The organism is Paenibacillus sp. 102, from assembly GCF_039549175.1.
Taxonomy (GTDB): Bacteria; Bacillota; Bacilli; order Bacillales; family Bacillaceae_G; genus Bacillus_A.
Genome location: NZ_JBCGHT010000003.1, coordinates 114,378 through 130,551 on the forward strand (window position 1 = coordinate 114,378; position 16,174 = coordinate 130,551).

The window sequence follows — 16,174 nt, forward strand, 5'->3', positions numbered from 1 at the left end:
GCTAGGGATGGTGAGAGCCTAGTACGGAGAAACGGATGAAGCGCACTTCGGAGACGCTGCTTGAAATGAATAGTAGAGTAAGCCGGGGCCCCCTGTCCTCGTTATAAACGGGAAAGTGGTTCGTAGTGAACAACAAGGGTGGTACCACGGGTGATAACTCGTCTCTTTTTTAGAGGCGAGTTTTTTGTGTTTTAAAAAATAAGGAGGGAGTAACATGGAATATAAAATTAAATTTGCAAAAAGTTTATTTGAAGTAATTGAATCAGAATTATCATTGGAACAGGTTACAGATCTAATTGAAACTCCGAAGCAAGATGAATTCGGAGACGCAGCATTCCCTTGTTTCATGCTTGCCGAGCAATATAAAAAAGCACCAGCAATGATCGCGAAAGAAATCGCTGGGAACTTAAACGATTCATTTTTTACAAAAGTGGAAGCAGTTGGACCATATGTGAATGTATTTTTCAACCGTCACATAGTGAGCGATGACGTATTAAAAACGATTTTAGCTGAAAAAGAAGAATATGGACTGGGGCATTTTGGACGAGAAAAAACAGTAGTAATCGATTACTCTTCACCAAATATTGCAAAGCCATTTTCGATGGGGCATTTACGTTCAACGATGATCGGGAACTCTTTAAAACATATCGCTGAAAAGTGCGGATATGAGGTTGTAGGAATCAATTATATTGGTGATTGGGGAACACAGTTTGGAAAATTAATTACCGCATATAAAAAATGGGGAAATGAGGGGCTTGTAAAAGAAGATCCAATTCGTGAATTATTTAAGTTATATGTCCAGTTCCACGAAGAAGTGAAAGAAAACCCAGAGCTAGAAGAAGAAGGGCGCGCATGGTTTAAGAAATTAGAAGATGGTGATGAAGCAGCAGTCTTCTTATGGAATTGGTTCCGTCATGAATCTTTAAAAGAGTTCTCACGTATTTATGAACTGCTTGGTGTTGAATTTACGAACTTCCAAGGAGAGGCTTTCTATAATGATAAAATGGATGACTTTGTTGAAATCTTAGAAGAAAAAGGATTATTAGAAGAATCGGAGGGAGCACAAGTTGTCAATTTAGAAAAAGAAGATATGCCGCCATGTTTAATTAAAAAATCAGATGGAGCTACACTATATGCAACCCGTGATTTAACAGCGGCACTTTATCGTCAAAACACATATGAATTTGATAAAGCGCTATATGTAGTAGGAGCAGAGCAAAGCTTGCACTTTACACAATTTTTCACCGTATTAAAGAAACTCGGTTATAACTGGGTAGATGGTATGGCTCATGTACCATTTGGACTCATTTTAAAAGATGGTAAAAAAATGTCCACACGTAAGGGGAAAGTTGTATTACTTGAAGAAGTATTAGAAGAAGCGATTACGCTTGCAGAGCAAAATATTGAAAATAAAAACCCGAACTTAAAGCAAAAAGAGGAAATTGCAAAACAAGTAGGTGTTGGGGCAGTCATTTTCCATGATTTGAAAAATGAACGTATGCATAATATTGAGTTCTCTTTAGAAAAAATGCTGAAATTCGAAGGAGAAACAGGACCATATGTTCAATATACGCATGCACGTGCTTGCTCCATTTTACGAAAAGAAAATGCTGAATTTGAAACAGAATCGTTTACGCTAAACGATGATCATAGTTGGAGTACGATAAAATTATTAAATAGATTCCCAAAGGTCATTGAAACAGCCTTTTCTAAAAATGAGCCTTCACATATCGCGAAGTATTTGTTAGATGTTGCGCAGACTTTCAATAAGTATTATGGGAATATTCGTATTTTAGAAGAGGATCAAGAGAAAGAAAGTCGACTTGCACTTGTTTATGCAGTAACGATTGTATTAAAAGAAGGATTGCGTTTACTTGGAGTGGGTGCTCCGGAAGAGATGTAGGGAAATTACTGTGCAGTAACAATTATTAACGTTACTTAGTTAATTACCCATCATATGTTATTGAAGATGATAAATAAAAAATAAAGCGTACTATACGAACAGAATGACAAATCAGGCGTACCGTTAACCTGGTTTGTTTTTTTGTTTTTCTTTAAGAAAATTCGTATTTAAAATGAGTAGTCATAATAAAGGAAAGTGAGATTATAAGATATGGAAGTATGCATTTAGAGAATGGGTGAAAAGTGACTGCCAAAATGATAGGTCTTTAAAAACATTGCTTTAGGATTTTTTTATGAATATAGATGAGTTAGTAGGAATGAGTTATACTACGAAGCTTAAGAATTCTATAATTTTGTTACCAAATCAATTAAAATATTACTAGAAAGGATGATCCATATTGATTCGAAGTTTTATTTTACATATCCCTTGTCACAGAAAATCTGAAAGGAGTTTTCTTAAACTACAAAAATACATACCTTTATGTGCACGATGTACAGGTATGTTTATTGGTTTCTTTATGTTCCCAATATATTTTTTAATAACACCCTCGTATACGTTATCTTTGGCACTAGCCTTCTCTGCTCAAATTCCATTATTCATTGATGGATTCACTCAAAAGTGGAAATGGCGAAGTAGCACAAATTCACTAAGAGTAGCTACCGGCATCTTAAGTGGTAATGGTATGGGACTACTTATCTCATCTAGCATCATATGGATTCTATCTTAAACCCACTATACATCGACGGAGGTATTTACATGTTCTGGATCTACTCAATTCTAATTCTCATTTCAGGTGGCAGTGGAATTGGTTTTATCATTCATGAAAAATATACAGAAACAATAATAGCTTTTGTTATCTGTGCATTATTTATCGGGTTGCTATATTTTTATCTTAAGAGAAACCGAAAAAAGAGAAATTTGGATTGTGGCACTTTAGATTGTGCCGATTGCGATTGTGATTGCACGAATTAAACTTCTACTTAACTTTTATAGTAACGATAATAATTGTTACAGTCCTAGGAATATATTTATATAAGGATAGGTTGCTAGATTGAATAATGCATAATTCATATGCAGGAAATAAAGAAAACCCAGAGAAGAAATACTTGACAAACTGCCCGCTCATATGGGGTAAATTGTCGATGTGTATTTTTATATAAATACTAGAAACGGGGACAAGAAACTTGAAAAAATTAATAGCTTCTTGCATGGTATGTACATTGTTTTTAGGTGTTGTAGGTTGCTCGAATTTTTCTGATAAGGAAGAGCAAGAGAACGCTACATCGATAGCTACCATCACAAAAGTTGTACAATTTGAAAATAAAGATGTCACTTCCATTGAGTTAAAGAATGCAAAGACAAACAATAGTAAAGAACTAGCCAGCGAATCTACTATGCAAACGGTCGTTGATAGCCTGCAAAATGCAAAAAAGAAAGATGTGCTTTTAGGCAAAGAAGCGCGGGACAATATGAATGCTGTAATGACATTAAAATATAGTGGTGGAGATAAACAAGATTTTTTTGTGTGGTTAGAAGGAAACAATAAGCAGGTTATGTTTGTAGAGAGTACCAATGAACAACATGGAGCGGGTTATGAAGTGAACGGTACATACGCTAAAAATATCATTAAGTTGTTGAAATAATGGTCGACTTTCGATACTGGAGTTTCTTTTTAAGAGATAGGAGGAAACGAGAAAATGGCAGACATATTTAGTAATCCAATGTTCTTAGTTTTGAATCTATTTCCAGTCCTTACGATTATATTAAGTGCAATTGTTTATTTGAAAGTCAAAAAATTATTTGTTATGCCAATAATCATTTGCATACTATCCTTATTATTTATGTTGATTTATGCAAATGAAACCTTTCTTTCTTGGGTTATCATATATACAACGTTATCACTTATAGTTGTGCTTTTTATCAAATTCATTTTGCGTAAATGAGTTAAGACTGCTAACTTCGTATACTGTTAGAAGTCTTATTTTTTTGTTTGATCGTATTTACGAAAAGTAAATGTGTCGAAAAAGTGTACGAATACAATTCGATTCGATATTAATTTTGAAAACCTTGCTCAAACCATTCATATCCTATGGAAAAACAGAGATAGTCTTGTTATGATAACAAGCATAGTCCTTTTCATAACTCAAATAGATAGAATAAAATGATGAGATAAGTTTAAGAAAAGGATGCACACAAGGGAGGAACAACATGAAGCGTGTTGCTTGGTTTACTGATAGTACAACTGCAAGCTTTACAACAAGTGAAGATACTTTTGTTATACCTATTGAAATTGTTATTAATGGAACGGCTTATAAAGACTGCGAAGAAGGTGTTCGTGAACGTGTCTACGATGCATTAAAAGAAGGTGTAACCGTAACTACGTCACAACCTAATTTTGGAGAGATGGTTGAACTCTTCTCTAAATGTAAAGAAGAATATGAAGAAGGATTTGCTATCACAATTAGCGGGAAAGTAAGTGGCACTTATCAAAATATGATACTTGCAGCAGAAATGGCAGGATTTCCTTTAATCGTAATAGATAGTGAAACAACGAGTTATCCAATGGATGAAATTTTAACAAAAGCGCAAACGTTATACCGTGAGGGTATGACTTTACAAGATATACAAAAGACAATACAACATATGGAACGTAGTCCTTACTATGTATTTCCAAAAGATTTGAAAGGTCTATATGCAAGTGGACGTGTGAAGGGTGTGCAATTTATACTAGGTAGTCTCTTAAGCGTAAACCTAATTCTAGAAGTACACCATGGCGAACTTATGCTCCAAAAGAAAGTTCGTAAAATACAAAAATGTAAAGAATATATGCGAAGTGAACTTGAAAAAGGAACTCCGAAAGTAGTCCATGTTTTCCATGCTAATGATGAAGAAGGGGCAGAAGAATGGATTGCGGATTTCAGAGAAGTATTTCCTGAAATGAAGTTTCTACTTTACCCGATTCCTATATCTTTTGCTGTTCATGCAGGTGCTGGAACAATTGCAATTAGCTTTTCGAAAGAGGGAACCCGTGAATAATTCACGGGTTTTTTTGTGGAGATAAGATACAAAAAACTTATTAAATTAAATAAAATATATGCAAAAATAGTTGTTTTTCTTCTTTTTAAATAATAATTTAAACTATATTGTTTATTATTGATAATTATATAAGATTTTTATTGAATACATCATATAAGCTGTGTAAAATCGAAGCAAGCAGATAAGAATACCGTATAAAATAATTACTCGAGGTGAATGCATGTTAGAATTTAGGCGATTAGAAATGTGTTTGAAAGAGAAACGATTTGTAGATGGATTACAGAATGTAAATAGCGAAATTACACATATAAAAGAAATCAATAGGTTCTCCTATGTGAAAGAATGGCTTTCTTCGATTTCGTCAACTGAGGAATTTGATACGCTAATCCGCCTTACAGATGAAGGGCTTATGCACCAATATAGTGCCTTTCTAATCCGCTATTCATATAAAAAATTTCCAAATATGAGAACGCTCTCTTTATATTGCGATGAGCTAATTGATGACCGAAAAGTACTTGATGCTGAAAAATTATTAAAAGACGCCTTGGAAGATATAAAGGTAGGTCAAATTGATTCTGATATATTATCAAAAGCCTACTTTACATTGGTAAGATGCCTCCTAGAAATGAAGCGAAATGAAGAAGCGTTCCAATATATGGAGAAAGCTGAGGGTTATAGTACACGTCCAGTTTTAGATAAATGGGGCTATTTTTATATACAAACAGGAGAATGGGAGAAAGCGGAGGACTCGCTTTTAGCTGGGATGGAACATAAGGAAAATGAAGAACTAGCGATTTATTTATTATCACAGCTATATGCATATAAAGGCGAACAGAAACGAGCGTTGCAACTGATTAACGATGCGATAGATCAGTTTCCACAAGTACCGTACTTTTATTTTGAAAAGGTGAAACATTTATTAGATTTACAGCGTTATGAGGAAATGCTAACTGTAATAGATAAGATCAATCGGATATTGCCGTATCATTCGTATAAAGCTTATTTTACACATTTACGTGCAGAAGCGTTGTATAAAATGAATAGGACTCAGGATTTATTTACTCTATTAAAAACGAAAGTATGTTTAAAGGAGTCGCTATATCATAATATAGAAAAATGCCCGACAGGAAAGAAAGTACGATTACCAATAGTACCCATTGTACAAAAAGATAATTATTGTGTTCCAGCAAGCTTGGAGATGATGCTCCGCTTATGGGGAGAAAGTCGTACACAAGATGAAGTCGCAAATCATATATTTGATGTAACAGGATCGAAGTTTTCAGATACGGTTATGTATTTAGAAAAATTGGGCTATGTGTGTCGTTATTTTAAAGGAACGAGAGAGAACTATAAAGCATTACTTGATCAAAACATTCCAGTTTTATTAAGTATAGATATTGAGCATGCATCCCACGTTCAAGTTCTTGCTGGATATGATGATCAGCTACAATCTTTTTTTATTCAAGACCCTAATTTCCTGGAACCGCTTTTTATTGAATATGAGAAGTTACAGGGAAGATATCGTTACACAGATGGTTTATCTATTGTATTTGTTCCTAAGGAGAAAAAAGAACAATTGTCATTTTTATCAGAAGAGGAAGATACATATTTCCGAACGCTATTCTCTCTGACTGATCATTTAGAAGAACAGGATAAACAAGGAATCGAAAAACTAGTATCATTTTTACAAGAGACAAGTGAAAATCCTTATACGTGGTTATACACAATCAAACATATGGATGTTGAAGTAAATCAGGAGTTTATTCTTTTTTGTGCTGAAAGGTTAATAGAAAGATATCCAGATTCAGACTTTGTTAAGTTGCATAGTGCACAATGCTTTATTCGTATTCAAGATCTAGAGCGGGCTAGTGATATCTTGCAAAGTGTCGAGAAAAAGAATAATCAAGCGTTGTATCATTTTATACATGGACGTTATTCTGTAGAGAAAGAAGAGTATGAGGAAGCAATTTCTAGTTTCCGCTCATCGTTACAATTAGATGCCGATCAGCCAATTGCATGGAGTTTTCTAGCATTATCATATATGTATATCGATCAGCCTGAACAGGGATTAAAAATGTCACAAATTGCATTGCAACGTTATCCTGATCGGTTTGTTCTTGTAAATCATGGTTTGATTTTAATGGATTTAGAGCGTTATGAGGAAGCATATGAAGTGTTTAATGATTTATTGAAAGGACATAAGCATGAAGCGCATATATGGTATGAAAGAGCCAGATGTGCACATCAAATAGGAAAATTACATTTAGCTATCAAAGGGCTTCAAATTGCAATTCAATTAGATAAAGCAGCCTCATATTCATATGTGAAGCTATCAGAAATTTACGAATCAGAGCTAGAAGATAAGAAGGGTGCAGAAGAAATTTTATTGCAGGGCATCGAAAATTGCGAAGAAGCAACGTCATTATATGTTCGATTAGGAGATTTACATTTTCAAAATGATGAATTTGAAGAAGCTGAAAAAATATATAAACGTGCTATAGAAGAGAATAATAGAGACGTTTATTCTCATTTTGGTGTGGTTCAAATTTATATGGCAAAAGAACAGTATGATGATGTAAAGCATTATATTTTTAGGTTGGAAAAGCAACTTGAACCAAATGATGAGTTTCTAATGAATGCAGGAATGGTATTATGGGATGCTGAAATTGAATTAGGGGCTAATGAAGAACAATTAAAGATAGCGTTGTCGAAGTTAGAACATGGTATACGATGTTTGAAAAATAATATAGCAAATATGTTGGAAGAATATATAAATAGAGTTGAAGGAACGGCATTTGTACAACGTGGGATAGCATTTTTAAGAAAACTAGGAAAAGAAAGACCAGATGTAATCGAGTATGACTGTTATGCTGGTATTTTATATGAATCTCTTGGACAATACGATCAAGCGATGAAACGATATAATCAAGCGATAAAACAAAAGCTGAGTACGCTTCCATATTATCGTATTGGTGAATCCTTTATGGCATTAGGGGAATTGGAATCGGCAAAAAAAGCGTATGAAACGTGCTTAGAAATAGATGCAAATTTTATAGGATTACATTTGAAGTTAGCGGAAATATATGAAAAAGAAGAAAATCGTTTAAAAGAACAATATCATATGTTTCAGGCAATGTTGCAAGAGCCGATGATCGTAAATATGGAGTATTTAGCAGAGCTTTCAGTGGAGAGTTCTCTTCATAAAGAGCTTTTATCTGAGTTAGAAAAATTAGCTGGTAAAGTGAATGAAATGTGGCGCTTAGATGCTCTTGCGTATGTATATGGTGCTATGAAAGATATAGATAAAGAACAAGGGCTAGTGGAAAAAGCTTTGCAAATGGATGAAGAACATGTAGAAGTACAATATCATTATGCAAAAGTACTTGTTAAAAAAAGGGATTCAGAAGCAATTCCATTTGTTACAGATTTAATAAAGCAAGACATTGAAAATGAACGTGTATTTGAAGTGTATGTTCAAGCGATGGAACAAAGGCGGAAATTATCTCAAATACGAGATTCTCTTCATCTACTGCCAATTAAGAAAAAAGAAAGAAGTACAGTATTTATGTACGCTGCATCTGCACTTGCTGAGAGACTGACTGAGCAACAACAAAATGAAGAGCCGAAGAAATCAATCTTTACAAGAGCATTTTATCGAATGAAAAACAGGGCGAAAGAAATTGCCTTGATTACAATGGTTATTGATTTATTTGAAATCTCTTTAAAATTAAATGCGAAAAGTAGTATGGCGGCGCAGCGTTTAGCGATATTTTATGAAAATGGAAATATGATCACAGAAGCGATAGATGTATTACAAACATCATTAGAAAACATTTGGGATGTTAGTACGGCAAGGCAACTTGTAAATCTTCTTATCGAATATGGGAATGAAAATGAAGAAATGTTAAGAGATGCTCTTGAATTCTTAAAGCAGATGATTAGAGAAGAGCCAAATGATTATGACATTCTGTTATTACATTCAAATGTTCTGTTCATGTTAGGGGAAGAGAAACAAGCAGAAAAAATTTGTTTACAATTAATCGAAAGAATGCCTTTTGTGAGCCGTGCATTCCTTGCTCTAGCGGAAATCTATCAAAGTGAAGCAAGATTTGAAGAATCTATTCCAATGCTAGAAGAAGGAGTCGTGCATCACCCAAAAGATAATGGAATGTTTCTCGCTTTAGCAGCGTCTTATCATCAGATTGGAAAAACAGAAAAGGCAGAAACACTAATAAATCATATACTATCTTTCGATTCTTCGGATTTGTTAGTTCGATACAATAGAGCATGTTATTTAGCTGTTTTAAACCGAAATGCTGAGGCGAAAGCAGAACTTGAAACAGTTCTTCATGGAGATGAAACTGGATTTTTTGCAGAACTTGCGGAGGAAGATGAAGATTTAGAGGGAATATGGGAAATGATAAAGTAATAAAAGTTTTTCACGATGTATAAAATTCGAGAACTAGGACGGAAATGAAAATATATTTTCGAATTGATTGACAATTCTCTTGTTTATGGAATAAAATAACTGTTAATAAAAGTATACAAATCTGAAGACGAGAAAGAGTAAAATATTATACTGTTCCCCAGAGAGCCGGTGCTTTGCTGAAAGCCGGTGTACAGACTTTATTTGAAAATCATCTCCGAGGAGCCGTGGCTGAATAGAGTAAGCTCGGACGGATGTCTACCGTTACAAAGAACGCGTATGTTAGTACGTTGCTAAGTGCTATTAGTTAAGATGCTAATAGAATTAGGGTGGTAACGCGGGTAAGCCCGTCCCTACTTATAGGGACGGGTTTTTTGTGTGCTTTTACAAAATTTCAAAGGAGTGATTGTAAATGGAGAAGGTAGATGTAAAAGAATCAGCTGTAGGGAGAGAAACGCGAATTCGTAAGCAGTGGAATAAGCAGAATATCTTTGAACAATCCATTCGAAATCGTGAAGGTGCACAATCTTTCGTTTTTTATGAAGGGCCACCAACTGCAAATGGATTGCCGCACGTGGGGCATGCGCTTGGACGGACGATTAAAGATTTAGTAGCGAGATATAAAACAATGACTGGATATAAAGTACTTCGAAAAGCTGGCTGGGATACACATGGATTACCGGTAGAATTAGGAGTTGAAAAACAGCTTGGTATCTCTGGTAAACATGAGATTGAAGAATACGGAATTGAACCATTTATTCAAAAATGTAAGGAAAGTGTATTTACGTATGAGAAGCAGTGGCGTGAATTTACTGAGAGCATCGGATATTGGGTCGATATGGATGACCCGTACGTAACATTGGAGAACTCTTATATCGAGAGTGTATGGCATATTCTTGGAACGATTCATGAAAAAGGGCTTTTATATAAAGGACATCGAGTTTCACCGTACTGTCCAAGTTGCCAAACATCACTTAGTTCGCATGAAGTGGCGCAAGGATATAAAACAGTAAAAGATTTAAGTGCGACTGTGAAATTTAAAGTGTTAAATAGTGGGGATGAATATTTTCTTGGGTGGACAACAACGCCGTGGACACTGCCTGCTAATGTAGCACTTGCTGTACATCCGGATATGGAATATGTGAAAGCAGAGAAAGATGGAACAGTTTATATTGTCTCAAAAGAGCGTGCAAACGATGTGTTAAAAGAAGGATATCAAGTATTATCTACTCATAAAGGAGAGGAATTGGTAGGTATTCCATATAAAGCGCCATTTCCTATGGATGAAGTTACGAATGGGTACCGAGTTATTTCGGCGGATTTTGTTACAGGAGATAGCGGGACGGGACTTGTTCATATCGCACCAGCTTATGGAGAAGATGATTATAAAGTAGTACAAAATCAAGGGTTATCGTTCCTTCATGTTGTGGATGAGCAAGGTAAGTATACGGACGCTGTGCCGTTTTTACAAGGTAAGTTTGTGAAAGAATGTGATGTTGATATTGTTCGTTATTTAGCTGGAGAAGGCTTGCTATACCATAAAGAGAAATATGAACATAGTTATCCGCATTGTTGGCGCTGTGATTCACCATTACTGTATTATGCTGGAGAAAGCTGGTTCATTCGGACAACTGAGATTAAAGAGACTTTCTTACAGAATAATGATGCAGTCACATGGTATCCAGATCATATGAAACACGGGCGATTTGGGAAATTTTTAGAGAATATGGTGGACTGGAATATTAGCCGGAAACGATACTGGGGAACACCGTTAAATGTATGGGAATGCGAAAACTGTGATCATCAATTTGCACCGAAGAGTATCGATGAATTAAGAAAGCATAGCGCAAGGCAGACAGATGAAAATTTAGAGCTTCATAAACCGTATGTAGATGAAGTGAAAGTATGCTGTGAAAAATGCGGCAGCTCAATGACTCGTACGCCAGAAGTAATCGATGTTTGGTTTGATAGTGGTTCCATGCCATTTGCACAGTATCATTATCCATTTGAAAATAAAGAACTTTTTGAGGAACAATTTCCAGCGGATGTAATTGCCGAAGGCGTGGACCAAACGCGTGGTTGGTTTTATAGCTTATTAGCAGTAGCGGCTTTATATACTGGTAAAGCACCATACAAACGTGTATTATCTCTTGGACATGTGCTAGATGAGCAAGGACAGAAAATGTCTAAAAGTAAAGGGAATGCACTAGATCCAGTAGAGTTAGTTGAAAAATTTGGTGCAGATGCACTAAGATGGGCTCTTCTTGTTGATAGTGCGCCGTGGAATGCAAAGCGTTTTTCGGAAAGAACAGTGCAAGAGGCGAAATCAAAACTTGTAGATACACTTGTGAACGTATATAGCTTTTATGTTTTATACGCAAATCTAGATGCATACGATCCAAAAGGGAAGTATGAGGTTAAGCGAACAAAATTAGATGAGTGGGTGTTATCACGTCTTCATAGTACAACGAAAAAAGTAAGAAGTACATTAGAAGAGTATCAATTTACAAATGCAGCTCGTGAAATTGCAGTTCTTGTAGATGAGGTCAGTAACTGGTATGTGAGACGTTCTCGCAATCGTTTTTGGGAGTCTGGCATGAATCCTGAAAAGGCAGCTGCATATGAAACACTGCATGAAGTGCTTGTTACACTTAGTAAGTTACTTGCTCCGTTTACTCCATTTGTAGCGGAAGATATTCATCTTAACTTAGAAGGAAGTAGTGTTCATTTAACGGATTATCCAGCAGTAGATGAAACGATTATTCAAACAAAGCTAGAAAGAGAAATGGATGCTGTTTTACAAGTCGTCGAACTCGGACGTAGTAACCGAAATCAACATGCATTAAAAGTAAAACAACCATTAGCTGAACTGGTATTACTCGAGCATCATGAGCAGAAAGTGGACTGGGAATCCTATCGTGCCATTGTCATGGATGAACTAAATGTAAAAGCATTTCATGTAGAATTAGATGAAACAAAGTATACATCGTATCAATTAAAGCTAAAATTTAAGACAGCAGGACCGAAGTTCGGGAAAAACGTAAATGCTGTAAATCAATGGCTAAAACAATTATCGCAAGAAGAAGTACAACACTTTGTTGTAGATGAAAAAGCAATGTGTAAGCTTGTCTCAGGAGAAGAAATTACAGTAACAGTTGAAGATGTATTGGTAGAACAAGTACCAAAAACAGGGTTTTCTAATACGACAAATGGACAATATACAGTCATGTTAGATACGAATGTGACAGATGAATTGTTACAAGAAGGAGTGGCGCGAGAATTTATTCGAGCTGTGCAAGAATATCGAAAACAATTGAACTTACCAGTTAATTTGCGAGTGGATGTGACGGTTGACACAGATGATGAGTTACAAAATACATTAACGAAGCATAAAGGTTTATTAGAAGAAAACTTGTTAGTAAAGCAATTTACATTCCAAACGTTAACACAAGAGGAAGATGAAATTTCTTTAGGTGAGAAAAAGGTTCGAATCAAATTAAGTCCGGCTAGCTAAAGTACGAAAAAGTAGTATGTAAATAGAAAGTTCAAAAACAAAATCCTGTATGAATCATGCAGGATTTTGTTTTTAGTCTGCAAAAGAGACAGGGATTATTATCTGTTTGTAGTTAAAAATGATAGAACAACACAACGTATATCAAAACATCAGTATTCTTTTTTGTTTAGAATAAATGCAGGAGAGGTGATTATGATAGATATTTCACAAAAATTAAAGATTGAAACTTTACAGAACAAAATCCAGGATCAGTTTGATCGAGATATATTGAATATTTTAAATGGACAGGCGATGTATGAGCAATTTCAAACACATCAATTAATGGGAAAAAGTGATTATATTCCTTTTAATGAAGCTATGTGTTCACATGAAACAAGTGATACAATTTTTAGTGATGAATTTAAAAAATTAAGAGCTTCAGGACATCAGGTATCTTTACAAGAATATGAGAATAATACCATCGCTCCTTTGAAACTACTGCTTGAAAAACGTTACAAGTGCATTGTTTTATGGTTTGGTGATGACATGTTCTGTCAGATGAATTTGCTGACGGTGCTAGCATATCTAGAGCAAGTGGGATATAAAGGGAAAGTATTCTTCCATATGGTTAATGAAATGACTTATGAAATGGAAGAAATTGAAATATCTCCAGCAGGTTATAAAGAAATTTATCGCCAGGTATTGATCCAGCATCATATTCCTAAAGTCCAATTAATGCCGGTCATGTTTCAAGGAATCAGACTATATTTGGAATACTTAAATAAGGATAATGAAATCACAGCATATATAAAAAAGCATCCAGATAAACCTCAGAATGAATTACTGAAACATTTATTTCAGCTGTTTCCTCAGTATGGTTTAGGGGATGTACAATATTTAAAAATCATTGAAACCATAGTCAAAGCTTAGAGCTTTGACTATGGTCTTTTTAAGTTATCATCTTTTTAAGGTTCCGACCCAAACATCCCCAACGTTTACTTTATAAAGAACATCATATCCATAGTTAAGCTTGATTTTTTCGGTTTTGTAAGAGTTATTTATAATCTCACTTATCTCATTTTCGGTACTTAACCCTAATTTAATATGTTCTTTTAAATCTTCCTCCCAATACTTGTTAGCATCAATGTGTGTTTCCCATTCAAACAAAGTCAATTTATCCTTCAATGATTCATATTTATGAAATGGAAAAGCCTTTGTAATAGTATGTTTGTCAAAAGTATGATCGTAAAAATTTATACAGTCCTTATACGAAACAACAATTTGCGAACTAATAAAGTCAGGATCATACAACCAAATTTTAAGATAAAAGTCCTCATTTTCATTCGTCATTTTTTCAAACCAATCCAAATATACATCTATCATTGCACTTAATAATAAAAGATTATACCAATTGGGTGGATTTGTACGTACTAACGCATAAAAGGGATGAATCCATAACTTAGCATAATCCCGTTGATTCTCTCGAATGTAATTCATGTCTAAGTTGATTACATTTTATGTACTACGATTGATGTTAATAACTAAATATAAAAAATTTCTACTTAATACTCATAGTGAATTATATTTTTCGAAAGTATTTATTACTTTGATACACAAATATTGAGAAAATATTACTTTATCTATTAATAAGAAAAAGATAAAGGTAATATAACTAGGGTTATAGAATTACTCGTACATTCAAAATTTATTAAGAGAGTGGAGAGTGGTTCTAATGTTCAAAAAAAGAGTAGTAGCAATTGCTACAGCAATACCATTAGTGCTAGGTACAGTATCTACTGCTTCAGCGGTAGAAGAGAAACAAGTAAAGATAGACAGGTATTCTCCAAAGGAAAAAGCAGCCGAATATTTAAAAGCGAATGCTACGCAATATGCATTAAAGGCTGATCTATCAGACTTACAGTATATTTCAACAACGGATACACCGGTAGCTTCATATGTTAGATTTCAACAAGTAGTAAATGGCGCTCCTGTATTTTCAAGACAAATAACCGTGACTCTTAATGGAAAAGGTCAAGGATTACTTGCAGTTTCTGATTATCAGCCTGTTCAGAGTGTGAAAGAAATAAAGCAAAAGATTAGTGAAAAAGATGCAGAACAAAAATCAAAGGCATACGTTGGCGGAGAAAGTGAACAAAATTTATGGGCTCCAACAATGAATGAATTTGGGTATGTCATTGAAGAAGGAGTTGCTATTCCCGTATACCGAGTTGTAGTCCACTCCAATCAACCATTTGGTGCGTGGGAAACATTTATTGATGCTGAGAGTGGCAAGTTAATTAAAAAGGTTGATATAAACCGGAAAGCAGAGGGGACAGGAAAAGTATTCTTGCCTAATCCTGTCGTATCAAGTGGTAGTTTAACTGGATTAAAGGATAATAATGATAAAGATTCAGTAGAATTAAATAATCAATTAAAAACGGTTACTTTAAAAGGTTTGAATGGAACTGGCTTTTTAATTGGAGATTATGTCACAATTTCTTCAAAGGCAAAAACAAAGTCTTCAACTCTTCAATTTAATTACACTCGTTCTAATGATAGTTTTGAAGATGTAATGGCATATTACCACATTGATACTTTACAACGATATATTCAGCAAGTAGGTTTTGAAAATATTAACAATCGCTCAATTAAAGTAAATGTGAATGGAACGACAGCTGATAATTCTTTCTATTCGCCATCAACGAAAGCTTTAACATTCGGAACGGGTGGAGTAGATGATGCTGAGGATGCAGGAATTATCGCACATGAATATGGGCATTCGATTCAAGATAATCAAGTTCCGGGCTTTGGCAGTTCTCCAGAAGGCGGGGCAATGGGGGAAGGATTTGGAGATTTCTTAGGTGCAACTTATGAAGATGCTGCATCAACGACAGGATACGGAAAAGCGTGCGTAGGAGAGTGGGATGCGGCTTCTTATTCCAGTTCAAACCCAACATGCTTACGCCGATTAGATAATAATAAGGTGTACCCAAGAGATGTGCAAAATGAAGTACATGCAGATGGAGAAATTTGGGCGCAAGGAGAGTATGAAATGGCGCAAGCTTTTGGCCGTGATGTAGCGACAAAAATCATTTTACAATCGCACTGGTCATTGACACCAAATGCGACATTCCGTGATGGGGCAAAAGCGATTAAACAAGCCGATGCTCTTTTATATGGAGGGCAACATGCAGCGGAAATTGATCGGGTTTGGGCTGCAAGAGGAATTAGTACAAATTAAAAATATGAATGCATAATAAAGAAAGTCCGGCATAACAGCAATTATGCCGGACTTTCTTTTACTATCAAAAATTAT

General features: G+C 35.0%; 11 protein-coding genes and 2 other annotated features (1 of these 13 running past the window's edge). Of the genes, 10 read left to right on the forward strand and 1 reads right to left on the reverse strand.

Annotated elements, in window-relative coordinates; translation table 11 throughout:
* Nucleotides 1-169: a binding site (T-box leader), on the forward strand (it extends 46 nt beyond the left edge of the window).
* A 45-nt stretch (nt 170-214) separates the two neighbouring features.
* The 9 genes from argS to AAIE21_RS09835 all read left to right on the forward strand — a co-directional run bounded on the left by argS (nt 215) and on the right by AAIE21_RS09835 (nt 13,788).
* Entirely contained in the window at nt 215-1,903 is a 1,689-nt protein-coding gene (gene argS / locus AAIE21_RS09800; protein WP_343266602.1) for an arginine--tRNA ligase, read from the forward strand.
* Between the two features lie 397 nt (nt 1,904-2,300).
* Nucleotides 2,301-2,630 (forward strand): DUF2085 domain-containing protein, encoded by a 330-nt coding sequence (locus AAIE21_RS09805; protein ID WP_343266603.1) that lies wholly within the window; start codon nt 2,301-2,303, stop codon nt 2,628-2,630.
* A gap of 29 nt (nt 2,631-2,659) precedes the next feature.
* Entirely contained in the window at nt 2,660-2,875 is a 216-nt protein-coding gene (locus tag AAIE21_RS09810; RefSeq protein ID WP_343266604.1) for a hypothetical protein, read from the forward strand.
* 212 nt (nt 2,876-3,087) lie between these two features.
* On the forward strand, nt 3,088-3,546 hold the full coding sequence (locus tag AAIE21_RS09815) for a hypothetical protein (RefSeq protein WP_343266605.1): 459 nt from the start codon (nt 3,088-3,090) through the stop codon (nt 3,544-3,546).
* Between the two features lie 78 nt (nt 3,547-3,624).
* Nucleotides 3,625-3,846, forward strand: a complete 222-nt coding sequence (locus tag AAIE21_RS29580; RefSeq protein ID WP_481858676.1) for a DUF2651 family protein — start codon at nt 3,625-3,627, stop codon at nt 3,844-3,846.
* 265 nt (nt 3,847-4,111) lie between these two features.
* Complete coding sequence (locus tag AAIE21_RS09820; RefSeq protein ID WP_343266606.1) at nt 4,112-4,939, forward strand: DegV family protein; 828 nt, start codon at nt 4,112-4,114, stop codon at nt 4,937-4,939.
* Nucleotides 4,940-5,159: 220 nt separating this feature from the next.
* Nucleotides 5,160-9,368 carry a tetratricopeptide repeat protein gene (locus AAIE21_RS09825; RefSeq protein ID WP_343266607.1) on the forward strand — a complete coding sequence of 1,403 codons (4,209 nt, stop codon included), beginning with the start codon at nt 5,160-5,162 and terminating at the stop codon, nt 9,366-9,368.
* A gap of 115 nt (nt 9,369-9,483) precedes the next feature.
* Nucleotides 9,484-9,723, forward strand: a binding site (T-box leader).
* Between the two features lie 54 nt (nt 9,724-9,777).
* A complete protein-coding gene (ileS, locus tag AAIE21_RS09830) occupies nt 9,778-12,879 on the forward strand; it encodes an isoleucine--tRNA ligase (RefSeq protein WP_343266608.1) in 3,102 nt (1,033 codons plus the stop codon).
* 192 nt (nt 12,880-13,071) lie between these two features.
* On the forward strand, nt 13,072-13,788 hold the full coding sequence (locus tag AAIE21_RS09835) for an AraC family transcriptional regulator (RefSeq protein ID WP_343266609.1): 717 nt from the start codon (nt 13,072-13,074) through the stop codon (nt 13,786-13,788).
* A 27-nt stretch (nt 13,789-13,815) separates the two neighbouring features.
* On the opposite strand, the gene AAIE21_RS09840 is transcribed toward AAIE21_RS09835, so the two are convergent.
* A complete protein-coding gene (locus AAIE21_RS09840) occupies nt 13,816-14,355 on the reverse strand; it encodes a hypothetical protein (protein WP_343266610.1) in 540 nt (179 codons plus the stop codon).
* A 235-nt stretch (nt 14,356-14,590) separates the two neighbouring features.
* Between AAIE21_RS09840 and AAIE21_RS09845 the strand changes: the two genes are divergently transcribed.
* Nucleotides 14,591-16,099: a M36 family metallopeptidase gene (locus AAIE21_RS09845; RefSeq protein WP_343266611.1), complete on the forward strand. Its 1,509-nt coding sequence runs from the start codon at nt 14,591-14,593 to the stop codon at nt 16,097-16,099.
* The last annotated feature ends 75 nt before the right edge of the window (nt 16,100-16,174 follow it).